This window comes from Streptomyces sp. Ru62, from assembly GCF_002920615.1.
GTDB lineage: Bacteria > Actinomycetota > Actinomycetes > Streptomycetales > Streptomycetaceae > Streptomyces.
Window position 1 is genome coordinate 76694 of the sequence record NZ_PQSU01000033.1, and the last position, 24026, is coordinate 100719.

Genomic DNA, 24026 nt, shown 5'->3' on the forward strand with positions numbered 1-24026 from the left:
GGTACCTCCTTCGGTGTCCTGCCGCCGGATATTACTGGACGGTAGGCGCGGGGGTGGCCGTTCCCGGTGGGTACGCGCCGGATCCGTGGGGCCGGGGTGGCGTCCCGCCGGGGCACCGGCAGTCGTCGGGGTGGCCGTCTCCGGCCGGTGCGCGCCGGATCGGTGGCGAGGCGAGCCCAGTGGCGAGGCGAGCCCCATCGCGAGGCGAGCCCCATCGCGAGGCGGCCCGATCACGAGGCCGGCCCGGCCGCGGGGCGCACCAGGTCGCCAGGCGAGCCCATCGCGAGGCGAGCCCCATCGCGAGGCGGCCCGATCACGAGGCCGGCCCGGCCGCGGGGCGCACCAGGTCGCCAGGCGAGCCCATCGCGAGGCGAGCCCCATCGCGCGGCGGCCCGATCACGAGGCCGGCCCGGCCGCGGGGCGCACCAGGTCGCGAAGCGCACCCGGTCGCCAGGCGAGCCGATCGCGAGGCGAGCCCGGTCGCGCGGCGCACCTGGTGGGGCTGCGGGTCAGTGCGGGGTGTACCGGTCCGGCGGTACGACCCCCAGCCCCTCGGCGCGGTCGACCAGCTCTCGCCACACTTTCGGCGTGACCGGCACCCCCTCCGCACCGCGCCGGCCGGCCACGGACGCGCTGCGTTCGCCGGGGTAGTGGACGCCGTCGGCGCCGGCCGCGAGGGGGAGGTTCTTGAAGGTGGCGAGCGTGGCGTCCACCGTCGCGGTGAAGGCGCCGTGGTCGCCGAAGGCCGCCGGGTCGACGGCGATGAGCAGGGCGTTCTGCCGGTGTCTGCGGCCCCGCGGGTCGTCGGAGTGGAAGGCGGTGAGGATGGGGGCGCCCACCAGCACGCTGGTGAGCAGTTCGAAGGCCAGGGACATCCCGGCCCCCTTGGCACCGCCCAGCGGCAGCGGCATGACCGCCTGCTCCGGATCGGTGGTCGGGGTGCCGTCCACCGTGGCGGCGGCGCCCTCGGGCAGCGGGGTGCCGCTCGCCCTGGCCTGCCGGATCTTCCCGAGGGCGATGGTGGCGGGTGGCCATGTCGAGCAGCAGCGGGGCGTGTGCCCGGGCCGGTACGGCGACGGCGAGCGGGCTGGTGGCGACGGCGGCACCCCTGACGCCGCTGTAGCCCATGTTGGGCATGCCGGCGACGAAGGCCAGGCCGGTCAGGCCCGCGTCGGCGATCTGCGTGACGTAGCAGCCGAGGGCGCCGGTGTGGACCGTGTCGCGGACGCCCACGGCGGCGACACCGGTGTCCCGGGCGCGCCGTACGGCCTCCTCGGCGGCGGCGGTGAGGGTGACCGGGCCGGGCGCGCGGTCGGCGTGCAGGACGGCGGCGGCCACGGTGGTCGCGTCCAGGCGCATCCGGGGCCAGGCCGGCCCGCAGCGCCGCGATGGAGCCGATGGACTGGCCCACGACCATCGCGTCCGTCAGGTCCTCGGCATCGAGGACGGCGACAACGTCACCGTGGAAGTCCCGGATGATTCCGGGGCGCCGTCGCACTCGCACAACTGCGACGAGCACGTGACCGTGCTGGAGGGCGAGGCGGAGGTGTGGGTGGACGGCGTGGTGACCCGTCTGGAGCGGTTCGACACCACCTACATCCCGTCACCGGTGCCGCACCTGTTCCGCAACGTGGGCGACACCCCGCTGCGGATCCTGTGGGTGTACTCCTCGGGTCATGTCACCCGGACGTTCGGAGACGGGGAGGACGGTGGAGCATCTTTCCGCCGAGGACCAGATGGGCTGACCTGCTACGGGACGACGAGCGCCCGGCGCCGCACCCGTGGACCGGTGCGGTGCCGGGCGCGAGGGGCGGGGGTCAGCCGGCGGTGACCAGCTTCCGTCCGGCCTCGCTGGGCTCGGGGCGCCGGGTCGAGCGCAGGGCCGCGACGCCGATGAGGACCATGGACGACACGCCGGCCAGGGCGAAGGCGGTGAAGCCCCAGTCTCCGTGGCCCGTGGCGAGCAGTTGCCCGCCGAGCCAGGGGCCGAACACGGCGCCGAAGCGGCCCATGCCGGAGGTCCAGCCGACGGCGGTGGCGCGGTTGTCCGGGGTGGAGCGGATGGAGACGGTCGCGTAGATCATCGTCTGGGCGCTGTTGAGGAACACGCCGGTGAGGAAGACGACCAGGAAGGTCAGGCCCAGCGGCATGTGCACGCTGAGCAGGAACACACCGGCGGCGGTCAGCGCGAACCAGATCGCCGAGATGGGTGGCGCGCCGAAGCTGTCGGAGGCCCGGCCGGCGACCAGCATGCCGACGATGCCGCCGAGGTTGAACAGGACCACGAAGGTCAGGGCGGAGCCGAGGTTGTAGCCCTCGCCGCGCATCAGGGTGGGCAGCCAGGTGGCGACACCGTAGACGAGGAGGAGTCCGCCGAAGGAGGCCAGCCAGTACAGCAGGGTCTGCAGCCACTCGCCGCCGCGGAAGAGGCTCAGCAGGGCGCCCAGCGCGGTTCCCCCGCGCGAGCGCGGCCCGGCGTCGGGGAGGCCGGTCCCGGCGGGGAGTTCGGTCCCGTAGCGGGCGGCGAGGGCGCGGGCCTCGTCGGTGCGGCCCTTGGCGACCAGGAAGCTCCGCCCCTTCCGCCCCCGCTCATCCGGCCCGGTAGAGGTCGGTGAGCAGTTCCAGAACCGCCTGGCGGGCCGGGTGCGGATCGTCGCGCCACCAGGCCAGCCGTACCGCGACGGGCTCGGCGTCGCGCACCGGCCGGTAGACGATGCCGGGCCTCGGGTACTGGTGCGCGGTGGACTCCGCGGTCACCCCGATCCCGCGTCCGGCGGCGATGACGGTGAGCCAGTCGTCGACGTCGCGGGTCTCCTCGGTGGCCGGCCGGCACTCCGGCGGCCACAGACCGGGGGTGGCCGTTCCGGTGCGGCGGTCCACCAGCAGGAGCCGGTCGGCGAGATCGGCCAGCCGCACGGAACGGCGCCGGGCGAGCGGGTCGTCGGCGGCGAGCGCGCACAGCCGCCGCTCCAGCCCGACCAGGGCGGTGCCGAAGCGCCGGTCGTCCAGCGGTCTGCGGACGACGGCGAGGTCGCAGGCACCCTCGGCGAGCCCGGCGGAGGGCGAGTTGACGCGGACCAGGTGCAGGTCGGTGTCGCGGTGGGCCGCGCTCCAGCGCCGCTGGAAGGCGACCGTGTGGCGGCCCAGCGCCGACCAGGCGTAGCCGACCCGCAGCCGGGTGTGCCCCGACGTGGCCTCCCGGACCAGGTCGGAGACGTCGGCGAGGACGCGCCGGGCCTGGGCCACCACGCGTACGCCGGTGGCGGTGGGGGTCACCTCGCGGGAGGTGCGCCTCAGGAGCCGTACGCCCAGAGCGCGTTCGAGGGAGGCGACGGCGCGGGAGACGGCGGCCTGGGAGACACCCAGGGCGATCGCCGCGTCCGTGAACGTGCCTTCGTCCACGATGGCCACAAGACAGCGCAACTGGCGCAGATCGATGTCCTGCATACGCCCACCGTATAGATCGAACGACGCATGCATTTTGCGCAAGCCGGCCGTGCGCGCACGATCCCCGGCATGCGACCAGCTCTCGAACACCCCACCGTGGCCGGGCCCTTGGCCCCGGCCGCGCCCCCACCCGGGCGCCTGGCCGGAGTGGCAGCCATGGCCGGCAGCGGGCTGTCCAACCAGACCGGCGCCGCCGTCGGCGCGCTCGCCTTCCCCGTCCTCGGTCCCCTCGGCGTGGTGGCGGTACGGCAGTACGTCGCCGCGCTCGTCCTGCTCGCCGTCGCCCGGCCCCGGTTGCGCGGGTTCACCTGGCGGCAGTGGTGGCCGGTGCTGCTGCTGGGCGGGGTGTTCGGCACGATGAACCTCAGCCTGTACAGCGCCGTCGACCGGATCGGCCTGGGCCTCGCCGTGACCCTGGAGTTCCTGGGGCCGCTCACCATCGCGCTCGCCGCGTCCCGGCGCCGGCTGGACGCCGGGTGCGCGCTGCTGGCCGGGGCCGGGGTCGTGGTCCTGATGCGGCCACGCCCGTCCGCCGACTACACCGGCATGGCCCTCGGCCTGGCCGCCGCGTGCTGCTGGGCGTCGTACATCGTGCTCAACCGGGTCGTCGGGCGGCGCATCCCCGGCGCGCAGGGCGCCGCGGCGGCCTCGGCGGTGTCCGCCCTGGCCTTCCTGCCCGTCGGCGTCGCCGTCGCGCTCGGCCGGCCGCCGACGGCCGGGGCCGTCCTGTGCGCCGTCGCCGCAGGGGTCCTCTCCTCCGCCGTGCCGTACCTGACCGACCTGCTGACCCTGCGCCGCGTACCGGCACAGACGTTCGGCCTGTTCATGAGCGTCAACCCGGTCCTGGCGGCCGTGGTCGGCCGGGTGGTCCTGGACCAGGGCCTCGGCGCCGTGGAGTGGGCGGGGATCGGCGCGGTCGTGACGGCCAACGCCCTGAGCCTCGCCACGCGGCGCTGACGCGGACCGGCACACCGGCGCCCGCGCCCGGCGCCTGGGAGGCCGCGCAGTCCTACGGGGAGCGCTCGGCGCGCGGGGCCGGACGGCTCACCGGGCACCCCGCCGCCACCCGGACGCACGTGTCCCACCGGCCTGCCCCGCCGCTCGATCCCTGCCTTGCCCGGGCCGGACGCCCGGGGCAGCCTGGTGGTTATGGGCGCTCAGGACGGTCCCACCCTGATCGGCTCCGTGCAGCGGGCCTTCCGGCTGCTTGAGGCGGTGAGTGCGCACGCGAACGGCGCGCCGGCGAAGCAGCTGGCGCGCGAGACGCAGCTGCCGCTGGCCACCGCCTACCACCTGCTGCGCACCCTGATGCACGACGGATACGTGCGGAAACTGGACGACGGCGGATTCGTCCTCGGCGACCGGCTGAACTCGCTGTCCGCGGCCGGCGCCACACAGTCGCTGCTCAGCCGTGTGCGCCCGGCGCTGGCCGCCCTGCGGGACGAGCTGTCCACGCCCGCCTACCTCACGTTCTACGAGGACGGCGAGATCAGGGTGGCCGAGATCGTCGACGGCCCCCGTACGCCCCGGGTCGACCTCTGGGTGGGGTTCGAGGACGCCGGACACGCCACCGCGCTGGGCAAGTCCGTGCTGCGCGAGCTGGACGAGGAGGCCCGCCGGGACTACCTGTCCAGGCACCACCTCGCCGACCTCACGCCCCACACCGTCACCAGCCTCCCCGAGCTGCTCCGCAGGATCGAGTCGCCCCCGATGGCACCGGCCGTGACGGACCTGGAGGAGTACGCGGTCGGCACCGTCTGCGTCGCCGTACCCGTCTATCGCGGCACCACCCTCGGCTCACTGGGCGTCTCCCTGCCGGTGGAGCGGCAGGAGCGGATTCAGGAGATCCGGGCCCGGCTGCTCCCGATCGCCGACCGGGTGACCCGGGGCCTCTCGCTCACTATCTGAAAATCCGCTTCTTGTGGTCGCCCCCTCCCGCCGCGTTTTCTGGATGAAACGGACGTTCCGGGTGTGCACCCCCTACAGGCAAGGACTGCGGACGAGACATGCGCCAGGCCCCACACAAGCTGTGCAGCGACCGGGCGGCCGGCGTCCTGGGATCGGTCCGCCGGCGGGCCGGCGGGCTGTCGGCGGCGGTCGTGCACGGGCTGCCGGTCCTGGTCGCCGCGGTCGTCCTGCTCGTCGGCGTCACCGGGGGGACGGGCACGGCCTGGCTGCCGCTGCTGGCGGCCGGACCCGCCCTGGCCGGCACCGTGAACGGCCCGCGCGGTGTGCTCTGCGCCGGTCTCCTCGCCGCGGCGACGGGCACGGCGCTGGCCCTGGCGCACCGGGTTCCCACGCGCGAGCTCGCGGCCGTCCTGTGCGCCCTGCTGGCCGTCACCGCGGCGAGCTGCCTGGCCGGCGCGCTGCGTGGCCGCCGGGAACGGGTCCTGGCGGCCGTGCGCTCGGTCGCCGAGGCCGCTCAGCAGGCACTGCTCCAGCCCGTCCCCGAGACCGTGGGCCCCTTCCAGGTGGCCGTCCGGTACAGCGCCGCCGCCGCGGAGGCCCGGATCGGCGGGGACCTCTACGCCCTGGTGCCCACCCCGTACGGCGTCCGGCTGATCGTCGGCGATGTGCGCGGCAAGGGGCTGCCCGCCGTGGGGACCGCCGCACTGGTGCTGGGGGTGTTCCGCGAGGCCGCCCACGAGGAGCCCGACCTGCTCGCCGTCGTGAGCCGGATCGAGCGGAGCCTGGCGCGCAACCTCGGCCCGGACGACTTCGTCACCGCCGTGGTCGCCGGCTGCCCCGCGGCAGGGCACCTGGAGGTGGTGAACTGCGGACACGCTCCTCCCCTGCTGGTATCGGCCGCCGGAGAGGTCGGGGCGGTGGAGCCCGCCCACCCCGCGCCACCCCTCGGGCTGCGCGCCCTCTCGGGCCAGAAACCCTTCCTGCAGCGGCTGCCCTTCACGGTGGGCGACCAGCTGCTGCTCTACACGGACGGGGTCACCGAGGCGCGTGATCACCAGCGCGCGTTCTATCCGCTGGCCGAGGGCGTGGCCCGCCATCTGTCCGACGAGCCGGACCGCACGCTCACCGCGCTCCACGGCGAACTGCTGGCGCACGTGGGCGGGCGGCTGCACGACGACGCCGCCCTCCTGCTGCTGCGGAAGACGGCCGCGCGGGAGCCGGTCGCCGTGCCGGCCGGGCCGCGGGCGACGCCCCGGGAGTCTCAGACCGCGACGAGCTCCGCCCACCGGGTGACCCCGCCGCGCCCCACGCGTATGCCGTGACGTGTCGCCAGGGCGTGCACGATCGCCTCGCCCCGGCCGTGCTCGTCCGGATCGAGCCAGCCGACCGGCTGCCCCGCCGGACGCGCGGGTCCCGCGTCGGTGACCTCCACGCGCAGGGTGCCACCGCCGTCGCTCGCCTCCCAGCACAGTCGCAGCTCAGCCGGGGGCCGGGCGTGGATGACCGCGTTGGTGGCAAGTTCCGACACCACCAGCAGCCCGTCCTCGACGATCTCCGGAGACACGTTCCATTCGGCGAGGGCCGTCGCCGCACCCCGGCGGATGGCCGAGACGGCGCCGGGGACGGGCGGCACCGGACACACGTGTTCGCGTGCCGCCGCCCGTAGCAGCGTGTTGAGCTGTGCCGCCATGTTCTCTCCCGATGGTGTGTGCCGGCCGGGCGCGTGAGTCGACGCCTTTCCGGGCTTCAATGAACCTATGGAGACAAATCGGACTGGTCAATGAACGGCGGTCGGCATTACCGAACGCGCGAGTCCCGCGTCCGCATCGCGTCCGCGCGGCGAAGGGTGCACAGGGGTAATAGGCTCGCTTCATGGCCGGCCCAGTCCAGTCGATCGAAAGGGCGGCGGCGATCCTGCGCCTGCTCGCCGGCGGCCCCCGCCGACTAGGTCTCGGCGAGGTGGCCGCGTCGCTGGGGCTGGCGAAGGGCACCGCCCACGGCATCCTGCGCACCCTCCAGCACGTGGACTTCGTGGAGCAGGACGCGACCACCGGGAAGTACCAGCTCGGAGCCGCCCTGCTGCACCTCGGCACCAGCTACCTGGACGTCAACGAACTGCGCTCGCGCTCCCTCAACTGGGCCGACGCCCTGGCCGCCCGCAGCGGGGAGGCGGTGCGCCTCGGAACCCCCCTGGAGGGCAGCGTCCTCATCGTCCACCATGTGTTCCGGCCGGACGACACCTTCCAGACCCTGGACGTCGGCGCGCTGCTGCCGCTGCACGCCTCCTCGCTCGGCAAGGTCCTGCTGGCCTTCGGGACCGCGACCGTCGAACCGGTCCGGCCACCGGGGCTGGAGGCGTACACCCGGCACACGCTGGTCGATCCCGAGCGGCTCGCCCGGGCGCTCGCCGAGGTCAGGGAGCTCGGCTGGGCCGCCGAGATCCAGGAGATGAGCATGGGCGAAGCCGGCCTCTCGGCGCCGATCCGGGGGCACGGCGGGCTCGTCGTCGGCGCCATCGGGCTGTCCGGGCCGGTCGAGCGGATCTGCGACAGCCAGGGCCGGCCCCGTCCGCATCTGATCAGCCTGATCCGGGAAGCCGCGCGGGCGATCTCCAGGGACCTCGGAGCCACCCGCTGGTGAGGCCAGGACAGCCGCCCCTCGATCCGTCGGAAGGCAGACCCGATCATGGCTGAACGGTACGTAATGTCCATCGATCAGGGCACCAACTCCACCCGCTGCATCCTGTTCGACCACCGTGGGCGGCTGGTCTCCGTCGCACAGAAGGAGCACCAGCAGCACTTCCCGAAGCCCGGCTGGGTCGAGCACGACGCCGTCGAGATCTGGCAGAACCTGCGGCGCGTGGTGCCCGAGGCCCTGTCGGACGCCGGTGTGGACGAGGGGCAGATCGCGGCGATCGGCGTGGCCAACCAGCGGGAGACGACGGTGCTCTGGGACCGGCGCACCGGCGCGCCGCTCGGCCGGGCGATCGTCTGGCAGGACACCCGCACGGCGCCGCTCGTGGACGCCCTCGCGGAAGACCCCGGGGAGGCGTTCTTCCTCGACCGGTGCGGCCTGCCGCCGTCCACCTACTTCTCGGCGCTGCGCATCCGGTGGCTGTTCGACCACGTCAAGGGGGTCGAGCGGCGCGCCCGGGACGGCGAGGTGCTGTTCGGCACGATGGAGAGCTGGCTGATCTGGAACCTCACCGGCGGACCCGACGGCGGTCTGCACATCACCGACGTCACCAACGCCAGCCGCACGATGCTGATGAACATCCGCAAGCTCGCCTGGGACGACGAACTGCTGGACTTCTTCGAGGTGCCCCGCTCGATGCTGCCCGAGATCAGGCCGTCCGCCGAGCCGTACGACGAGGCCCGCTCGCTGCTGCCGGGGGTCTCCCTCACGGCGGCGCTCGGCGACCAACAGGCCGCCCTGTTCGGCCAGACCTGCTTCTCCCCGGGCGAGGCCAAGTGCACCTACGGGACGGGCAGCTTCCTGCTGCTCAACACCGGGACCGACCTGGTGCGGTCCCGGCACGGGCTCCTCACGACGGTCGCCTACAAGATCGGGGACCAGCAGCCGGCCTACGCCCTGGAGGGGTCGATCGCCGTCACCGGCGCGCTCGTCCAGTGGTTCCGTGACCGCCTGGGGCTGATCAGCAGCGCGCCCGAGATCGAGACCCTCGCCCGGACGGTGGAGGACAACGGCGGCTGCTACATCGTCCCCGCCTTCTCGGGCCTGTTCGCGCCGCGCTGGCGCAGCGACGCCCGCGGGGTCATCGTGGGGCTCACCTCGTACATCACCAAGGGGCACCTGGCGCGGGCCGTCCTGGAGGCCACCGGGTGGCAGACCCGGGAGGTCGTCGACGCCATGAACGCCGACTCCTCGGTCGCCCTTCGGCAGCTCAAGGTGGACGGGGGCATGACCGCGGACAACCTGCTGATGCAGTTCGTGGCCGACGTGCTCGACGTGCCGGTGGTACGGCCGATGGTCGCCGAGACGGTCTCCCTCGGCGCCGCCTACGCGGCCGGGCTCGCCGCCGGCTACTGGTCCGACCTGGAGGTGCTGCGCCGCAACTGGCACAAGGCCGGCCAGTGGCTGCCCGCCATGGACCCCGAGCGGCGGGAGGCGGAGTACGACAACTGGCAGCGGGCCGTCGAACGCTCGCTGGGCTGGGTCGGACCGGCACGGTCCCGCTGACGCGGAGCGGCCCGGCGCCCACGCACCGCGGCGCCCGCCGGCACCCGTGCCAGTGCCCGCCGCCACGGGGCACCGTCGCGGGGCAGCCCTCCGATCGGCCGGCCCGGCACCGGACGCCCGGACCGGGCCGCCGGGTTCAGCCGGTCGTGGTCCGGCGGGCGGCGCCCACCGGGGCCAGCCACAGGCCCACGATCGCGTCCGCGAGGCCCGTGGCCACCTCGTCCCAGGTGGCGCGCGGGGTCGGGGTGCCTTCGGCCAGGGCCCGCTCCCGCTCGGCGCAGGTGTGCAGGATCAGCAGCCGGACCATCTGGCCGCGTTCGGCGCGCACCTCGGGCGGCAGCTCCGGCAGGGTGCGGTTCAGGCCCTCGACCGCCTCGCGCAGCGCCGGTGAGGTCAAGGACTCCTCGACCATGATCTCGTGCAGGGCCGGGTCGGTCATGACCTGGGCGCAGAACCGGGCGTACCAGGTGGGGCTGCCGAGGCTCGCCAGGTGCTCGGTCACGGGCCGCACGAGGCAGTCGACCCAGTCGCGTACGTCCGTGGAGTCACCGGCCGCCGCCAGCGCCCGCTCCCGCAGTGTCTCGATGTGCTCGGCGTGCCGCCGGGCGACCGCGCGGACCAGGTCGGACTTCGTGCCGAAGTGGTAGCCGACCGCGGCGTTGTTGCCCTGTCCCGCGGCCTCGCTGACCTGGCGGTTGGAGACGGCGTACACGCCGTGCTCGGCGAACAGCCGTTCCGCCGCGGTCAGGATCGCCTCCCGGGTCGCGCTCACCTGCTCGGCCCGCGCCGTCCTGCGCGCCATGCTCACCACCGCTCCGGGACTGTGCACCGCCCTGGGCCGGCCCGTCCCGCGCTCCGTCCCAGGTCCTCGACCGGGGCGGCGAGGTCCAGCGGGGGCAGCCTACGGGCCCGTCCGCACCGGCGGGGACACGGCTCCGCGTGCCGCCGCTCCATGCCGCTAGAGTAAGTCAAGCGGTTGACTTAAACGAAGCCGGTCACCCGTCCGGCTCTTCGCCCCTGCGTGTTCCCCTGTTCCCCGGAAGGTCTTCCCATGTCCGACGCCCCCGCCCGGCCCGCCGAGGCCGGCCGCTCCGCTCCGGCACGGCCGGGTGCCGTGGTCGCGGTGCTGGCCCTGGCCGGTATCACCGTGTCGCTGATGCAGACCCTGGTGATCCCGATCGTCCCGGAGCTGCCCGGCTATCTGCACGCCTCGGCGTCCGACGCCGCCTGGGCGGTCACGGCCACGCTGCTGGCCGCCGCCGTCGCCACCCCGGTGGCCGGCCGGCTCGGCGACATGTTCGGCAAGCGGCGCCTGCTGCTGGCCAGCCTCGTGCTGCTGGTGGCCGGTTCGGTGGTGTGCGCGCTCAGCGACGCGCTCGTCCCGATGATCGTCGGCCGTACGCTCCAGGGGCTCGCCGCCGCCGTGGTCCCGCTGGGCATCAGCATCATGCGCGACGAGCTGCCGCCGGAGAAGCTGGCCGGCTCCACCGCGCTGATGAGCGCCTCGCTGGGCGTCGGCGGCGCGCTCGGGCTGCCCGCCGCGGCCTTCATCGCCGACCACTTCGACTGGCACGTGCTGTTCTGGACCTCCGCGAGCCTCGGTGTCGTCGCGTTCGTGTGCGTGCTGAGCCTGGTGCCGGAGTCCGGCGTGCGCACGGGTGGGCGCTTCGACGTGGCCGGCGCGCTGGGCATGGCCGTCGGTCTGGTCTCCCTGCTTCTGGCCATCTCCAAGGGCGCCGACTGGGGCTGGGGCAGCGGCACCACCCTGGGCCTGATCGCGCTCGCCGTCGTCGTGCTGCTGGGCTGGGGCCTGTTCGAGCTGCGTACCGCGCAGCCGCTGGTCGACCTGCGCACCACCGCCCGTCGCCAGGTGCTGTTCACCAACCTGGCCTCCATCGCGTTCGGCTTCTCGATGTTCGCGATGTCCCTGGTGCTGCCGCAGCTCCTCCAGCTGCCGACCCAGACCGGCTACGGCCTCGGCAAGTCCATGCTCACCGTCGGCCTGGTGATGGCACCGCAGGGTCTGGTGATGATGGCCATGGCCCCGGTCTCCGCCATGATCACCAAGTCCCGGGGGCCGAAGATCACGCTCATGATCGGAGCGGTCGTCGTCGCCGCCGGGTACGCGCTCAACATCGTGCTGATGAGCGAGGTCTGGCACCTGGTCCTGGTCTCCTGCGTCATCGGCGCGGGCGTCGGCTTCGCCTACGGCGCCATGCCCGCGCTGATCATGGGCGCGGTCCCGGCCTCGGAGACGGCCGCCGCGAACAGTCTCAACACGCTGATGCGGTCCATCGGCACGTCGGTGGCCAGCGCGGTCGCGGGCGTCATCCTGGCCCAGATGACGATCAGCCTGGGCGGCCACGCGCTGCCGTCCGAGAACGGCTTCAAGGCCGTCATGGCACTCGGCGCCGGCGCGGCGGCCCTCGCCTTCGTCCTCGCCTCCTTCCTCCCCCGCCACCGCCCCGACACCCCGGCCCCGACCCCGGCCCCGGAACCGACGACCGAACGGGTCGCCTGAGCGGAACCACGCCGACCGGGCGGACCTCCTGCCGCCGGAAACGGCCGCCTGAGCAGTGCTCCGCCGACCGAGCGGGGCGACTGAGGGGACCGCGCCGCCGGAGTCAGCCGACCCGATGCCGTAACCGCCCGCCCAGGCGACACCGGGCCCGCGTCACGCGGGCCCGGTGCGGCCCGCCGGCTGACCCCACCCGCCACGCCCCCACCACGCCGCCCCGGCGCCGCGCCCCGCCGCCGGCACCACACGGCGGCCGCCCGTCGCCCTTGCGCCTGCCCCACCCGGCGGCACCGGGCCCCCGCACGGACTCGGCGCCGCGCAGTCACCCCTTCCCGGCGCGCACCCCACCTCGCCGACCACGCGCCCCGTCGAGCCGGCGCAGGGCCCCCCACGCCGCGCCCGCTCCACTCGGCACCAGACCCGCACCGCCCCGGCCCGTGCCACGCGCCGCGCATCCCACCCCGCGCACCCCCACCCCGCCGACGAAGCACCCCACCCAGCCCGCACAGCACCGCACGAGCCACATTCCAGGCCCTACGGAGCCCGCCCAGCCCCGTCCGGGACCGCGCGAGACGACACCCCGTCCGGCACGCTTCCACCGCCCATGCCGACCCCCGCCCCGCACCCCGCGCACGCCGGCCGGCGGCCCCCGTGCCCGCCCTCGCCACGCAACCGTTCAGGGGAACCCGGTGGGAAAGGGGCGTGACGGCGTCGGGGGTGGTCGAGATCTCTGCCGTGACCGCCGTGACCCTGCCGCTGATTCCACCCATGCTCGCGACGCCCGGCAGCCTGCCGCCCGCCGCGCAGGACGCGCGGTGGGCGTACGAGACCAAGCAGGACGGCCAGCGCGTGATGGTGTACCTGCCCGGCGACGGCAGTGTGCTGCTGCGCGCCCGCTCGGGCGAGGACATCACCGGTGCCTACCCGGAGCTCCGGCCACTCGGCGGGGCGCTGGGCACCACCCCCGCCGTGCTGGACGGCGAGGTGCTGGCCCTGGACGAGCGGGGCCGGGCCGACTTCCAGCTCCTGCAGAGCCGGATGGGCCTCGCGCACGCCCCCGCGCGGGCGGCGCGCAGGGCCGCGCAGGTCCCGGTGCACCTGGTGCTGTTCGACGTGCCCTATCTGCAGGAGTCCCTGGTACGGCTGCCGTACCTGCGGCGGCGGGCCCGGCTGGAGGAGCTGGGGCTCGCCGGGCCGTACTGGTCGACGCCGGGAGCGGTGACCGGGCACGGCGCCGAGGCACTCGCGGCGACCAGGGAGCACGGCCTGGAGGGCCTGGTGTGCAAGCGGCTGAACTCGGTGTACGAACCGGGCGTGCGCTCCCGCGCCTGGATCAAGATCCGGAACATGCGGGCCGAGGACGTGATCGTCGGTGGCTGGCTGCCCGGCAAGGGACGGCTGACCGGGCTGCCCGGCGCGGTGCTGGTCGGCCAGCGCGACCCGGAGGGCCGGCTGCGGTACGTCGGCGGGGTGGGCACCGGCTGGAGCGAGGCCGAGCGCACCGGGCTGGCGGAGCTGCTGCGGGACACGGCGAGCGACCGGTGCCCCTTCGAGCCCGTGCCGCGCGTCCCCGGCGCGCGCTGGGTGCTGCCCCGGCTGGTGGGTGAGGTCAGCTACAGCACCCGTACCCGCAACGGCATGCTGCGCCAGCCCTCCTGGCTGCGGCTGCGCCCGGATCTCACCCCGGAGGAGTCGGCGGCGGACCTGCCCGGGGCATCCGGCTGAGGCCGGTGGGTCTATCGTGTCCGCATGCCGGTTCCCGAACTGATCCGAATCGTCTCCCGCGACTCGCCCATGGCCCTGGCCCAGGTCGAACGGGTGCGCGCCGAGTTGGCGGTGCTGCACCCGGGTGTGCGCACCACGGTCGTACCGGTGAAGACCACCGGTGACAAGTGGCTCGGCGATCTCTCCCAGGTCGAGGGCAAGGGAGCGTTCACCAAGGAGGTGGACGCCGCCCTGCTGGCCGGTGAGGCGGATCTCGCGGTGCACTGCGTCAAGGACGTGCCCGCCGACCGGCCGCTGCCGGCCGGGACGGTGTTCGCCGCGTTCCTGAAGCGGGACGACATCCGGGACGCGCTGGTGCACCCGGGCGGGCTCACCCTGGACGAGCTGCCGGCCGGCACCCGGATCGGCACCTCCGCGGTCCGCCGCATCGCCCAACTGGCCGCCACCCATCCGCATCTGAAGTGCGTGCCCTTCCGGGGCAACGCCAACCGCCGGCTGGAGAAGCTGGCCGCCGGTGAGGCGGACGCGCTGCTGCTGGCGGTGTCCGGCCTGGAGCGCATCGGCCGGGCGGACGTGATCAGCGAGGTGCTGTCCCCGGAGGCGATGATGCCGCCGATCGGCGCGGGCATCCTCGCGTTGCAGTGCCGGGAGGACGACAGCGAGCTGATCGACGCGGTCAGCGGGCTCAGCGACGCGGCCACCCACCGGGAGGCGACGGCCGAACGCATGTTCCTGCACGTGCTCCAGGGACACTGCAACAGCCCCATCGCCGGGTACGCGCGCGTCGACCGGAGCGGTGAACTCTCCCTGCGGGCCTGTGTCTTCACCCCCGACGGCAAGACCCGGCTGAACGCCCACGAGTGGGCGGGCCGGCTCGATCCGGCCACCCTCGGCACCTCCGTCGCGGTGGCGCTGCTGCGGCAGGGGGCGCGCGAGATCATCGACGGCATTCCGCACTGAGCGCCGTACGACGCCCCGCGCGGGCGCTCGTCAGGCGGAACCGGGCTCGCTCTGGTCCCTCAGGAACGCGCTGACCTGGTGGGCCAGGCTGCCCTGTCCGGTGCCGGCGGGTGCGGCCGGCGCGGCCGGCTCCACGATGCCGATGCCGCCCGCCCACAGCCGGCGGTCGGTCCACTCGTCCTCCACCCGCAGCTGCACCTGCACGTCCACGTGTGTGAGGGCGGCCTCGGGCGCGGCGGCGTAGACGACGGCGGTGGCCCGGCGCAGCGGGTAGACGTCGAAGCCCTCGATGAACTGGGAGTTGCGCCAGTCGATGAAGGCGCCCTCACCGTCCGGACCGACGCGGACGTCGATCTGACCGTCCTCCAGATGGATGCCGTAGTGCCGCGCGCCGCGGTTCTCCACGGTCACCCGGACGCTGAAGTACGTCAGCCCGGCGGCGGCGTCGTCCCGTCCGCGCGGCGGCTCGGCCGGCTCCAGACGGTGGACGCGGACCCGCAGACCGGCATGCTCCTCGTACTCCTGCCAGTCCCCGACCACGTTCGGCTCGTACACAGTGCCCCTCTCGACCTTCGAGAGCTGCTGTCTATCTGTGCGCTCAGCGCACTGTCAAATGAGCGGAATGCGCTGTGGCCAGGGGATTCACCCGCTTTGATCGGTGATCAAGCGCTGCGCAGGAAGAATCCGTTCGCGGCCGCTCCCGGCCGGGTGCGCGCGCGTGCCGCACATCACGTCCGCGGCAAGATCAGCGGGCCAGCCGGCCGAGCAGCGCGGAGGCCGCGGTGATGCCCGCCGCGGCGGCCACCGCCAGCACCCCGAAGTCGGCGGCCGGATGCGCGGGCGTACCGAGCAGCAGGCCCCGCAGGGCGTCCACTTGATAGCTCAGCGGGTTGACCTTGCTGACCGCCTGCAGCCAGCCCGGCATCACCGACACGGGGTAGAGGGCGTTGGAGCCGAAGAACAGCGGCATGGTGATCGCCTGTCCGAAGCCCATCAGCCGGTCGCGGCTGAGCACGATCCCGGCAATGGTCATCGACAGGCAGGAGAAGAACACGGAGGCGAGGACCACCGCGAGGGCGACGCCGAGCAGCCTGAGCGGGTTCCAGGTGAGGGCGACGCCGAGCAGTGCGGCGATCACGATCACGACGACCGCCTGGACCAGCGACTTCACCCCGGCCGCGAAGGCCTTGCCGGTGATCAGGGCCGAGCGCGGGGTGGGGGTGACGAGCAGCTTGTTCAGGATGCCCGCGTCCCGCTCCCAGATGATCTGGATGCCGTAGAAGATCGCGATGAACATCGCCGACTGGGCGATGATGCCGGGCGCCAGATAGTCGATGTACGGGACCCCGCCGGTGGGTATCGCCCTGATCCGGGTGAAGGTCTGGCCGAAGATCAGCAGCCACAGGGCGGGCTGGACCGCGCGGGTGTACAGCTCGGTCCGGTCGTGGCGCAGCTTCTGGAGCTCGACGGCGCACATGGCGACCACCCGGGCGGGCAGGACCCGCCAGCCCGCGCGCGGTACGGGCGGGGTGAGCAGCAGGGCGGTGCCGTCTCCGGGAGTGCCGTCAGCCGACGCGGTGCGCGGTGCGGCGGGTGCTTCGGACATCGCGGAAACCTCCTCCGGAGTGGTCGTCGAGGCCGCTGCCGGCGATGTCGCGGAAGACGTCCTCCAGCGTGGGCAGGCGGTCGGCCCCCTGCCGTTCGGCGAGGCCCCGGCGCAGTGCCGCCGGGGTGCCGAGGGCGCGGACCCGGCCGCGGTGCATGAGGCCGACCCGGTCGCAGTACTGGTCGGCCTCGTCCATGTAGTGGGTGGTGACCAGGACGGTCATGCCGGTGGTGGCGCGTACGGCGTTGATGTGCTCCCAGACGCCGGTGCGGGCGATCGGGTCCAGGCCGATCGTGGGCTCGTCGAGGATCAGCAGCCGGGGGGCGCTGACCAGGGCCTGGGCGAGTTCCAGGCGGCGGACCATGCCGCCGGAGTAGGTGCCGGCCAGCCGGTCGGCGGCGTCGGCGAGGCCGACGGCGGCGAGGGCCTGGGCGACGCGTGCGGCGCGCTCGCGGCGCGGCACGTCGAAGACCCGGGCGAAGAGGGCGACGTTCTCCCGGCCGGTGAGCCCGCTGTCGGCGGACAGCTGCTGCGGGACGTAGCCGAGCAGCCGGCGCACCGCCATCCGTTGCCTGGCGGCGTCATGCCCGAAGACGCGGACCATGCCGGCCGGGACGGGCAGCAGTGTGGTGATGCACCGGATGGCGGTGGTCTTGCCGGCGCCGTTGGGCCCCAGCAGCCCGAACACCTCACCCTCCCGGACGGCCAGATCCAGCCCGTCGACGGCACGGGTCTCACCGAAGGCGTAGGCGAGCCCGGTGCAGGAGACGGCTTCCACGGAGGCACGGGCCTCGGCGTCGGGCGGGCCGGCGGCCTCCGTCGCGCCGGGCGTACCGGATCCGCCAGTCAGGTCGCTCGTCATGTTTCCTCGGCCTCCTCGTGCAGCATGACGGCCAGCCTGCGCAGGGCCGGCAGGGCCGCGCGCAGGGCCTCGCGGTCGGCCTCGCCGAGCCGGGAGACATGCCGGCCGACCAGTTCGGCCCGGCGGCGCTGCCAGTCCGCGAGCCGCTGCTCGGCGGCTCCGGTCAGCAGCAGCCGGGCGGCCCGACGGTCGGCCGGGTCGGTCTCGCGGACCAGGTAGCCGTCCCGGACGAGCTGGTTGACCAGGGTCGACACGGAGTTTCCGGCCAGGTGCAGCCGACGGGCCGCGTCCGAGACCCCGATCCCGGGCCGGGACTCGACCAGCCGCAGCAGTTCGACCTCGGCGCCGCGCAGCCGGGGCATGGTGAGCCCGCCGCGCAGCCGGCGCCGGATCAGCCGCTGGATGCGCACCAGCGCGTCGGCGAGCTCCTCGGGAAAGATGTCGGCGACCACGCTTCGGACATTACCTCTGCTACAGAGGTATCGCCTCCCCAGAGCTTTCCCAGGGCTTCCCAAGAGGCGGTCAAGAACCTCCTGCCCGACTCCCCCATATGTACCTGTTTGTTTTGAGATGTCCACGAGCGGGAATGGGCACATCAGTGCTTCGGACAGGAGGCACGTCCGTGGGAGCCGGCCCTCGCCGGACGCCCCGGTGTCCTATCCATGGTCCGAGCGCACCTCCCACGGTGTCTGTCATCCAGCACCTGCTGAGAGAGGTGCGCGCGATGCGTGTCACTGGCAGCACGAAACCCCATCCACACGACGACGCCCCGGACACCAGCGGCGCTTTCGAGCGGCTCGCCGGGCTGCCCGACGGTCCCGAGCGCCAGGCGCTGCGGGACGAGCTCGTCCGGTTGTGGCTGCCCATGGCCGAGCGGATCGCCGTACGGTTCCGCGGCCGTGGCGAGGCCCTGGAGGACCTGTACCAGGTGGCCGCGCTGGGCCTGGTCAAGGCCGTCGACCACTACGATCCCGACCGCGGCCGGGCCTTCGAGGCGTACGCGGTGCCCACCATCACCGGGGAGATCAAGCGGCACTTCCGTGACCACATGTGGACCCTGCATGTGCCGCGCCGGGTGCAGGACCTGCGCAACCGGGTCCGCGCCGCCACCAAGGAGCTGGCGCAGACCACGCCGGGCCGGGCGCCCACCGTCGCCGAGATCGCCGCGTTCACGCGGCTCAGCGAGGACGAGGTGCGCACCGGTATGGAGGCGCTGGAGTGCTTCTCCGCCCTGTCCCTGGACGCCGAGGTGACCGGCACGGACGGCTACGCGCTGGGCGACTCCCTGGGCGGCCCGGACCCGGGGTTCGACCTGGTCGTGGACCGGGCCGCGGTGAAGCCGTGTCTGGAGGCGCTGCCCGAGCGCGAACGCACCATCCTCTACCTGCGGTTCTTCGGTGGTATGACGCAGAGCCGGATCGCCCAGCAGCTGGGCATCTCGCAGATGCACGTCTCGCGGCTGCTCAGCGGCTGCTTCGACCGGCTGCGCGACGAACTGCTCGCGGAGGCCCGTGCCCGCTGAGCCCGGTTCCCCGGGAGCCCCCGTTCCCCGGCTCCCGGGGGGCCCAGGCTCCCAGGAGGCCCGGGAGCCTACTGTCCTTCGGAGCCCGGCACCTGGGTGGGGCCGTACCGGTCCAGCGCGTCCTCCAGCTCGGCCCGGATCTCGGCCGGGATGTCGCCGCGCCGCCCCCAGATCAGGATCAGCTCCGCGATGTTGCGCAGCTTGATGTTGGTGTGCTGGGAGACCTCCTTCAGCACCTGCCATCCCTGGTCCGGGGTCACCCGGCCGAGGGCCACGACCATCCCGATCGCCTGGTCGATCACGGCGTGGGAGGTCATGGCCTCCTTCAGCTGGTCGACCTCCGCCTGCAGCGCGGCGATCCGGTCCGGCTCGATCTCTCCCATCCCTCCATCGTGCGCAGGGGCCTGCACCCCCGCCACCCGGGGTACTCGACAGGCAGCCCACCCGCTTCCGGTCGGACACTGGTGCCAGACCGGTGGCCGCCCGGCCCCGAGAGCAGGACGCGACTGCCATGAACCACGACACCCGCACCGGCGGCGAGCCCCGCAGAAAAGAAGTCGTCTCCACCCACTCCGTCTTCGGCGCACCGTGCTGGGTGAGCCTGACCAGCCGCGATCTCCAGGCCACCCAGGACTTCTACGCGGCCGTCCTCGGCTGGCGCTGGCGCGGCGCCAAGCTCGGCGAGCACTTCCGGATCGCCCTGGCGAACGGGGTCCCGGTGGCCGGGATCGCCGCCGTCGCCTCCATGTGGCAGATGGCGGTGGCCTGGACCCCGTACTTCGCCGTACCGGACGCGGACGTGGCCGTGTCCCGGGTCCGGGAGCGCGGCGGCACGTCGGCGGTCGGGCCGCTGTCCTTCCCGCCGGGCCGGGCGGCGCTGCTCGCCGACCGGGACGGGGCCACGTTCGGCATCTGGCAGGGCGAACTGGTCAGCAACTGGGAGGCGTGGCGGCAGGCGGCACCGACCTTCGTCCGGCTGCACACCCGGGACGCCTTCGACGCCGCGATCTTCTACGGCGAGGTCCTGGACTGGGCGACCGGGCTGCCGGGCTGCTGCGAGGTCGAGTACGAGGGCGGCGAGGTGGTGCTGCGCAGCCAGGGCGACATCGTGGCGCGCATCGACTCGGGCGCGGTGGAGGCGGCCCCGGACCCCTCGGTACGACCGCACTGGCAGATCCACTTCGCGGTGAGCGACGTGCCCGGCTGCGCCCGCACGGCGGAGAAGCACGGCGGTAGCGTGCTGCGCGAGGAGGAGACCGAGGCGATCCTGCGCGACCCGGACGGTGCGCAGTTCACGGTGACGTCCCGCCGGAGCCGGTGAGGACACTCGAAGCCGACGGCGCCGCACCCGGCGGGGTGCGGCGCCGTCGGCTTCGAGCCCTCTAACCGGCGACCCGCGACGGGCGCGACAGCAGCACCAGGCTGCGCGCCTCCACGCGCACCTTCGTGCCCGCCTTCCGTTCGCGTTCGTCGGGGACGCCCTCGGGGTCGGCGGTGTCGATCAGCGTGGTCCAGCGCTCGCCGAAGGAGTCGTCGGGCAGGCGGAAGACGACCGGCTCCCAGTAGCCGTTGACGAGCAGCAGGAAGGAGTCGTCGACCATGCGGCGGCCGTAGGAGTCGCGTTCGGCGATGGCGTCCCCGTTGAGGAACACCCCGACCGTGTGCGCGTCCCCGCGCTGCCAGTCGCGGTCGGTCATCTCCCGGGCGTCGGGCCGCAGCCACATCAGGTCGGGCAGCGGCTGCTTGGCGTGGGTCACGGTCTCGCCGCGGAAGAAGCGGCGCCGGCGCAGCACCGGGTGCGCGGCGCGCAGGGCGATCAGGCGCCGGGTGAACCCGGCGAGGGCGCGCTGTTCGTCGGTCAGGTCCCAGTCCACCCAGGAGATCTCGTTGTCCTGGCAGTAGGCGTTGTTGTTGCCCCGCTGGGTACGGCCGAGTTCGTCGCCGTGGCAGAGCATCGGGATGCCCTGCGAGAGCAGCAGTGTGGCCAGCAGGTTGCGCTGCTGGCGGGCACGCAGTTCGAGGACGGCGGGGTCGTCGGTCTCGCCCTCCGCGCCGCAGTTCCAGGACCGGTTGTGGCTCTCGCCGTCCCGGTTCTCCTCGCCGTTGTCCTCGTTGTGCTTGTCGTTGTACGACACCAGGTCGCGCAGGGTGAAACCGTCGTGCGCGGTGACGAAGTTGACGCTCGCGCGCGGCCGGCGCCTGCTGTGCTGGTAGAGGTCGGAGGAGCCGGTGAGCCGGGAGGCGAACTCGCCGAGCGAGCCGGGCTCGGCCCGCCAGAAGTCCCGTACGGCGTCCCGGTACTTGCCGTTCCACTCCGACCACAGCGGTGGGAAGTTCCCCACCTGGTAGCCGCCCTCGCCGACGTCCCAGGGCTCGGCGATGAGCTTGACCCGGCTGATGACGGGGTCCTGCTGGATCAGGTCGAAGAACGCCGAGAGCCGGTCCACCTCGTGGAACTGCCGGGCCAGCGTGGCCGCGAGGTCGAAGCGGAAGCCGTCGACGTGCATCTCGGTGACCCAGTACCGCAGCGAGTCCATGATCAGCTGGAGTACGTAGGGGTGCCGCATCAGCAGGCTGTTGCCGGTGCCGGTGGTGTCGTAGTAGTGCGCCCAGTCGCCGTCGACCAGGCGGTAGTAGGAGGCGTTGTCGATGCCCCGGAAGGACAGCGTGGGGCCCCGTTCGTTGCCCTCGGCGGTGTGGTTGTAGACCACGTCGAGGATGACTTCGAGGCCGGCCGCGTGCAGCGCCTTCACCATGGCCTTGAACTCGTTGACCTGCTGGCCGCGGGTGCCGAAGGCGGCGTAGGCGTTGTGCGGGGCGAAGAAGCCGATGGTGTTGTAGCCCCAGTAGTTGGACAGGCCGCGGTCCTGGAGCACGCCGTCCTGGACGAACTGGTGCACCGGCATCAGCTCGACCGCGGTCACCCCGAGCGAGGTGAGGTGCTCGGTCACCGCGGGGTGGGCGAGGCCGGCGTAGGTGCCGCGCAGCCGTTCCGGGACGTCCGGGTGGGTCATGGTCAGGCCGCGCACATGGGCCTCGTAGATCACCGAGTCCGCGTACGGCGTCCGGGGCGGGCGGTCGTCGCCCCAGTCGAAGAACGGGTCGGTGACCACGCCCAGCATGGAGTGGCCGGCGCTGTCCGCCGGGGCGGGTCCGTCCGGGGCGCGCTCGTACAGGGAGGCGTGGTTGTCGATCTGGCCGTCCACGGCGCGGGCGTACGGGTCGAGCAGCAGCTTGGCCGGGTTGCAGCGGTGGCCGAGTGAGGGCTGCCAGGGGCCGTGCACCCGGTAGCCGTAGCGCTGGCCGGGCCCGACACCGGGCAGGTAGGCGTGCCACACGAAGCCGTCGACCTCTTGCAGCGGGACCGGGGTGGCGGTGCCGGCGTCGTCGACGAGGATCAGCTCCACATGCTCGGCGACCTCGCTGAACAGGGCGAAGTTGGTGCCCTGTCCGTCGAACGCGGCACCCAACGGGTAGGGGTGCCCGCTCCACACGGGCACCCCTTTGCGGCGCTTGCGGGCGGTCACCGGCTGCCCTCCAGGGCGTCGTCCCCGGCGGGCGCCGGCGCGGCGAGCACGGCCACCGGCTCCTCGCGCGGCACCGTGAGGCCCTCCCGCAGCGTCGGCGCGGGCGCGGTGGGCACCAGCGGGACGCGCTGGCCGGCGCGGGCACGCTGCGAGAACCAGATGATCTTGCTGCCGGTGTCCGAGGCGCAGCAGCCCCAGCCGTCGCTCATCGCGGCGATGTCCGCGAGGCAGGACCGCAGGTCCAGGTCCGGGCGCAGATCCGGGTCGTCGTCGCCGAAGGCGGTGATGAGGTGCTGGCCGTTCCACCACATCTCGATCGAGGTGTGCTTGTCCGTCGCGTGCTCGTCGATGGCGCGCAGCAGCAGTTCGGCGCCGTGGCAGACGGGGTCCACGAGATTCTCGAGGTCCCAGTAGCGGAGGTGGGCGGCCAGGATGCGGCTGACCTGTCCCACCCGTTCCGGGCTGACTTCCACGTCGAGGTGGTAGTAGCAGGGCACTGCGGTCTTCATCGTCGCTTGCTCCTCACCGGCGAAGCTCTCGCTCCCCTCGCCCTGTCCGGGAGGGATCCCGGACACATAGCGTGAGCGCTGATCGCTTCTGAGTCACCTCCACGGTGAGCCCACTACGCCATTCGTGCAACACGAGCACCCGACACTCCGAATGGTTGAAGCTCCAACAAGACGCTGCGTCGTCGCGCGTGCACCATAAGTGAAAGCCTCGATCGCCGTAACGGTGCCGCGCCTTCCCGTGCGCGGACGCCACCCGACCGTCGGGAACGCGCCCAGTCGAGAGCGTGGAAGGTGGCTGAGGGTCATGCTGCTACCCGCCAAGGCCGAAGTGGCCCGGCAGTTGCGGCGTTACCGGGCGTGGGAGCGCGTGATGCTCGCCTCGCCCCACGACCGCACGGTCCGGGCCACCTTCGAGGACTCGGGGTACACGCTGTGCGTGCTGATGGGCAAACGCTGCGCCCGCGAGGCCGCGGACGCCGCCGAGCGCTATCTCCGCACCAACCTGGTCACCTACCTGCGCGAGCAGGACGGACGGCCGCAGCCACGCCGGGCGGCCAGAAGAGCGCCGCCACCGGAGCGGCGTTCCACGGCGCCAAGCCCCTGACCTGGCACCGTACAAGGCGTTCCTCTCGGGACCGGCGCGCGCCGGCCCGACTTTCGGATCGCGGAGCCGGGCCGGGTGCCCGGCTCCGCGCACGGCGGAGGTGAGATACATGCGCAGGACCCCGGCCATCGGCCGTGTACCGGTACGTGACGTCCGGCCGGCCGTGGAGTGCGGCAGGCGCCCGGCGAAAGCGGTGGCCGGGGAGACCTTCGAGGTCACGGCCACCGTGTTCCGCGAAGGGCACGATGCCGTGGGGGCGAACGTGGTCCTGCGCGATCCCGACGGCCGCCGGGGGCCCTGGACACCGATGCGGGAGCTGTCCCCGGGCAGCGACCGCTGGGGCGCGGAGATCACCCCGGACACGACGGGACGTTGGACCTTCCGGGTGGAGGCCTGGAGCCATCCGCTGGCGACCTGGCGGCACACCGCGTCCGTGAAGGTGCCGGCCGGGATCGACACCGGCCTGGTCCTGGAGGAGGGCGCCGAGTTGTACGGGCGGGCCGCCGCCGGGGTGCCCAAGGGTCCCGAGCGCGCCCTGGTGCTGGCCGCCGCGCACGCCCTCGGCGACGACTCGCTGTCGGTGCACGACCGTCTGAAGGCGGCGCTGTCCCCGGAGGTCGAGGCGTTGCTGGCCCGGT

At 73.5% G+C, this 24026-nt stretch carries 24 protein-coding genes and 2 pseudogenes; 13 read left to right on the forward strand and 13 right to left on the reverse strand.

Annotated features, from left to right (window positions below; all coding sequences use genetic code 11):
• Positions 1-509: 509 nt before the first annotated feature.
• Both C3492_RS34705 and C3492_RS46230 read right to left on the reverse strand, forming a co-directional pair.
• On the reverse strand, positions 510-1106 hold the full coding sequence (locus C3492_RS34705; protein WP_258056063.1) for an Ldh family oxidoreductase: 597 nt from the start codon (positions 1104-1106) through the stop codon (positions 510-512).
• Positions 1087-1323 (reverse strand): annotated as a pseudogene (locus C3492_RS46230) (Ldh family oxidoreductase); the annotation flags it as partial. The pseudogene C3492_RS46230 and the gene C3492_RS34705, both read right to left, overlap by 20 nt.
• Here C3492_RS46230 and C3492_RS46235 point away from each other — a divergent pair.
• Positions 1217-1831, forward strand: coding sequence for a cupin domain-containing protein (locus tag C3492_RS46235; protein ID WP_258056064.1), 615 nt, complete (start codon positions 1217-1219; stop codon positions 1829-1831). The pseudogene C3492_RS46230 and the gene C3492_RS46235 overlap by 107 nt on opposite strands.
• Here C3492_RS46235 and C3492_RS34720 read toward each other — a convergent pair.
• Together C3492_RS34720 and C3492_RS34725 are read right to left on the reverse strand one after the other, a co-directional pair.
• Positions 1818-2570, reverse strand: a pseudogene (locus tag C3492_RS34720) (MFS transporter); the annotation flags it as partial. The gene C3492_RS46235 and the pseudogene C3492_RS34720 overlap by 14 nt on opposite strands.
• Before the next feature lie 19 nt (positions 2571-2589).
• Entirely contained in the window at positions 2590-3447 is an 858-nt protein-coding gene (locus tag C3492_RS34725; protein ID WP_103816613.1) for a LysR family transcriptional regulator, read from the reverse strand.
• 147 nt (positions 3448-3594) lie between these two features.
• On the opposite strand from C3492_RS34725, the gene C3492_RS34730 reads away from it, so the two are divergent.
• The 3 genes from C3492_RS34730 to C3492_RS34740 all read left to right on the forward strand — a co-directional run bounded on the left by C3492_RS34730 (position 3595) and on the right by C3492_RS34740 (position 6677).
• Complete coding sequence (locus tag C3492_RS34730; RefSeq protein ID WP_103816614.1) at positions 3595-4404, forward strand: DMT family transporter; 810 nt, start codon at positions 3595-3597, stop codon at positions 4402-4404.
• 192 nt (positions 4405-4596) lie between these two features.
• Positions 4597-5355 (forward strand): IclR family transcriptional regulator, encoded by a 759-nt coding sequence (locus C3492_RS34735; RefSeq protein WP_103816615.1) that lies wholly within the window; start codon positions 4597-4599, stop codon positions 5353-5355.
• Between the two features lie 98 nt (positions 5356-5453).
• Positions 5454-6677, forward strand: coding sequence for a PP2C family protein-serine/threonine phosphatase (locus C3492_RS34740; RefSeq protein ID WP_103816616.1), 1224 nt, complete (start codon positions 5454-5456; stop codon positions 6675-6677).
• Here C3492_RS34740 and C3492_RS34745 read toward each other — a convergent pair.
• Entirely contained in the window at positions 6617-7045 is a 429-nt protein-coding gene (locus tag C3492_RS34745; RefSeq protein WP_103816617.1) for an ATP-binding protein, read from the reverse strand. The two genes, C3492_RS34740 and C3492_RS34745, sit on opposite strands and share 61 nt — an antisense overlap.
• Positions 7046-7227: 182 nt before the next feature.
• Here C3492_RS34745 and C3492_RS34750 point away from each other — a divergent pair, with 182 nt between their 5' ends.
• A complete protein-coding gene (locus C3492_RS34750; RefSeq protein ID WP_103816618.1) occupies positions 7228-7995 on the forward strand; it encodes an IclR family transcriptional regulator in 768 nt (255 codons plus the stop codon).
• Between the two features lie 45 nt (positions 7996-8040).
• Positions 8041-9555, forward strand: a complete 1515-nt coding sequence (glpK, locus tag C3492_RS34755; RefSeq protein WP_103816619.1) for a glycerol kinase GlpK — start codon at positions 8041-8043, stop codon at positions 9553-9555.
• Between the two features lie 136 nt (positions 9556-9691).
• Here glpK and C3492_RS34760 read toward each other — a convergent pair whose 3' ends face one another.
• Positions 9692-10357: a TetR/AcrR family transcriptional regulator gene (locus C3492_RS34760; RefSeq protein ID WP_103816620.1), complete on the reverse strand. Its 666-nt coding sequence runs from the start codon at positions 10355-10357 to the stop codon at positions 9692-9694.
• Between the two features lie 249 nt (positions 10358-10606).
• Here C3492_RS34760 and C3492_RS34765 point away from each other — a divergent pair, with 249 nt between their 5' ends.
• The 3 genes from C3492_RS34765 (at position 10607) to hemC (ending at position 14758) form a co-directional block, all read left to right on the forward strand.
• Positions 10607-12076, forward strand: a complete 1470-nt coding sequence (locus C3492_RS34765) for an MFS transporter (RefSeq protein WP_103816621.1) — start codon at positions 10607-10609, stop codon at positions 12074-12076.
• A gap of 741 nt (positions 12077-12817) precedes the next feature.
• The gene (locus tag C3492_RS34770; protein ID WP_103816637.1) at positions 12818-13798 is read left to right on the forward strand and encodes an ATP-dependent DNA ligase; all 981 of its coding nucleotides are present in this window, start codon (positions 12818-12820) and stop codon (positions 13796-13798) included.
• Between the two features lie 24 nt (positions 13799-13822).
• Positions 13823-14758 (forward strand): hydroxymethylbilane synthase, encoded by a 936-nt coding sequence (hemC, locus tag C3492_RS34775; protein WP_103816622.1) that lies wholly within the window; start codon positions 13823-13825, stop codon positions 14756-14758.
• Between the two features lie 30 nt (positions 14759-14788).
• Here hemC and C3492_RS34780 read toward each other — a convergent pair whose 3' ends face one another.
• From C3492_RS34780 to C3492_RS34795, 4 genes are all read right to left on the reverse strand, one after another.
• On the reverse strand, positions 14789-15313 hold the full coding sequence (locus C3492_RS34780; RefSeq protein ID WP_103816623.1) for a hypothetical protein: 525 nt from the start codon (positions 15311-15313) through the stop codon (positions 14789-14791).
• A gap of 190 nt (positions 15314-15503) precedes the next feature.
• Positions 15504-16364 carry an ABC transporter permease gene (locus C3492_RS34785; protein WP_103816624.1) on the reverse strand — a complete coding sequence of 287 codons (861 nt, stop codon included), beginning with the start codon at positions 16362-16364 and terminating at the stop codon, positions 15504-15506.
• Complete coding sequence (locus C3492_RS34790; RefSeq protein WP_258056065.1) at positions 16324-17226, reverse strand: ABC transporter ATP-binding protein; 903 nt, start codon at positions 17224-17226, stop codon at positions 16324-16326. Before C3492_RS34790 ends, C3492_RS34785 begins: the two co-directional genes overlap by 41 nt.
• The gene (locus tag C3492_RS34795; RefSeq protein WP_103816625.1) at positions 17223-17678 is read right to left on the reverse strand and encodes a MarR family winged helix-turn-helix transcriptional regulator; all 456 of its coding nucleotides are present in this window, start codon (positions 17676-17678) and stop codon (positions 17223-17225) included. The genes C3492_RS34790 and C3492_RS34795 overlap by 4 nt, the downstream gene beginning before the upstream one ends.
• 272 nt (positions 17679-17950) lie before the next feature.
• Between C3492_RS34795 and C3492_RS34800 the strand changes: the two genes are divergently transcribed.
• A complete protein-coding gene (locus C3492_RS34800; protein WP_103816626.1) occupies positions 17951-18748 on the forward strand; it encodes an RNA polymerase sigma factor SigF in 798 nt (265 codons plus the stop codon).
• 68 nt (positions 18749-18816) lie between these two features.
• On the opposite strand, the gene C3492_RS34805 is transcribed toward C3492_RS34800, so the two are convergent.
• The gene (locus tag C3492_RS34805; RefSeq protein WP_103816627.1) at positions 18817-19131 is read right to left on the reverse strand and encodes an ANTAR domain-containing protein; all 315 of its coding nucleotides are present in this window, start codon (positions 19129-19131) and stop codon (positions 18817-18819) included.
• A 128-nt stretch (positions 19132-19259) separates the two neighbouring features.
• On the opposite strand from C3492_RS34805, the gene C3492_RS34810 reads away from it, so the two are divergent.
• Entirely contained in the window at positions 19260-20069 is an 810-nt protein-coding gene (locus tag C3492_RS34810) for a VOC family protein (protein ID WP_103816628.1), read from the forward strand.
• A 61-nt stretch (positions 20070-20130) separates the two neighbouring features.
• Here the strand turns inward: C3492_RS34810 and glgX are convergent, their stop codons facing one another.
• Complete coding sequence (gene glgX / locus C3492_RS34815; RefSeq protein ID WP_103816629.1) at positions 20131-22275, reverse strand: glycogen debranching protein GlgX; 2145 nt, start codon at positions 22273-22275, stop codon at positions 20131-20133.
• The gene (locus C3492_RS34820; RefSeq protein WP_103816630.1) at positions 22272-22784 is read right to left on the reverse strand and encodes a pep a2; all 513 of its coding nucleotides are present in this window, start codon (positions 22782-22784) and stop codon (positions 22272-22274) included. The genes glgX and C3492_RS34820 overlap by 4 nt, the downstream gene beginning before the upstream one ends.
• 304 nt (positions 22785-23088) lie before the next feature.
• On the opposite strand from C3492_RS34820, the gene C3492_RS34825 reads away from it, so the two are divergent.
• Positions 23089-23388 carry a DUF5133 domain-containing protein gene (locus C3492_RS34825; RefSeq protein ID WP_030641557.1) on the forward strand — a complete coding sequence of 100 codons (300 nt, stop codon included), beginning with the start codon at positions 23089-23091 and terminating at the stop codon, positions 23386-23388.
• A gap of 109 nt (positions 23389-23497) precedes the next feature.
• A partial coding sequence (locus tag C3492_RS34830; RefSeq protein WP_146075741.1) for a maltotransferase domain-containing protein occupies positions 23498-24026 on the forward strand: 529 nt, incomplete at its 3' end.

Bases quoted from the DNA above. Each gene is read 5' to 3' on its own strand.
- C3492_RS34800 (WP_103816626.1), top strand. From the start codon at position 17,951: ATGCGTGTCACTGGCAGCACGAAACCCCATCCACACGACGACGCCCCG.
- C3492_RS34820 (WP_103816630.1), bottom strand. From the start codon at position 22,784: ATGAAGACCGCAGTGCCCTGCTACTACCACCTCGACGTGGAAGTCAGC.
- C3492_RS34810 (WP_103816628.1), top strand. From the start codon at position 19,260: ATGAACCACGACACCCGCACCGGCGGCGAGCCCCGCAGAAAAGAAGTC.
- C3492_RS34725 (WP_103816613.1), bottom strand. From the start codon at position 3,447: ATGCAGGACATCGATCTGCGCCAGTTGCGCTGTCTTGTGGCCATCGTG.
- glpK (WP_103816619.1), top strand. From the start codon at position 8,041: ATGGCTGAACGGTACGTAATGTCCATCGATCAGGGCACCAACTCCACC.
- C3492_RS34805 (WP_103816627.1), bottom strand. From the start codon at position 19,131: ATGGGAGAGATCGAGCCGGACCGGATCGCCGCGCTGCAGGCGGAGGTC.
- C3492_RS34785 (WP_103816624.1), bottom strand. From the start codon at position 16,364: ATGTCCGAAGCACCCGCCGCACCGCGCACCGCGTCGGCTGACGGCACT.
- C3492_RS34735 (WP_103816615.1), top strand. From the start codon at position 4,597: ATGGGCGCTCAGGACGGTCCCACCCTGATCGGCTCCGTGCAGCGGGCC.
- hemC (WP_103816622.1), top strand. From the start codon at position 13,823: ATGCCGGTTCCCGAACTGATCCGAATCGTCTCCCGCGACTCGCCCATG.
- C3492_RS34760 (WP_103816620.1), bottom strand. From the start codon at position 10,357: ATGGCGCGCAGGACGGCGCGGGCCGAGCAGGTGAGCGCGACCCGGGAG.
- C3492_RS34765 (WP_103816621.1), top strand. From the start codon at position 10,607: ATGTCCGACGCCCCCGCCCGGCCCGCCGAGGCCGGCCGCTCCGCTCCG.
- C3492_RS34740 (WP_103816616.1), top strand. From the start codon at position 5,454: ATGCGCCAGGCCCCACACAAGCTGTGCAGCGACCGGGCGGCCGGCGTC.
- C3492_RS34745 (WP_103816617.1), bottom strand. From the start codon at position 7,045: ATGGCGGCACAGCTCAACACGCTGCTACGGGCGGCGGCACGCGAACAC.
- C3492_RS34825 (WP_030641557.1), top strand. From the start codon at position 23,089: ATGCTGCTACCCGCCAAGGCCGAAGTGGCCCGGCAGTTGCGGCGTTAC.
- C3492_RS34750 (WP_103816618.1), top strand. From the start codon at position 7,228: ATGGCCGGCCCAGTCCAGTCGATCGAAAGGGCGGCGGCGATCCTGCGC.
- C3492_RS34790 (WP_258056065.1), bottom strand. From the start codon at position 17,226: ATGACGAGCGACCTGACTGGCGGATCCGGTACGCCCGGCGCGACGGAG.